This window comes from Vibrio sp. 10N.222.49.C9, assembly GCF_041474985.1.
In the GTDB taxonomy this organism is placed as follows: Bacteria; Pseudomonadota; Gammaproteobacteria; order Enterobacterales; family Vibrionaceae; genus Vibrio; species Vibrio crassostreae_C.
Map to the genome: position 1 here is coordinate 1 of NZ_JBFRVD010000195.1, position 284 is coordinate 284.

Consider the following 284-nt stretch of genomic DNA (forward strand, 5'->3'; position numbering starts at 1 on the left):
AAAAGGTGTTCACCAAAGAATTCCGGGCCGTATTCTGAGCGGAAGCCTTTGCCGTGTTCACCCCACATCAATCCGCCATATTTGGCAACTAAGGCAACCACTTGATCGGAGATTTGATGCATTAACTCTTCTTGCTTTGGATCGCACATATCCAGTGCTGGCCTAACGTGAAGTACGCCAGCATCTACGTGACCAAACATGCCATAGCGCAGATTATGAGCGTCTAACAGTGCGCGAAACTCGACAATGAAATCCGCTAGATTTTCAGGTGGCACACAGGTATC

1 protein-coding gene is annotated in these 284 nt (G+C 48.2%); it reads right to left on the reverse strand.

The annotated features are described in order from the left end of the window. A partial coding sequence (locus AB4585_RS22715) for an FAD-linked oxidase C-terminal domain-containing protein (RefSeq protein WP_372171068.1) occupies positions 1-284 on the reverse strand: 284 nt, incomplete at both ends.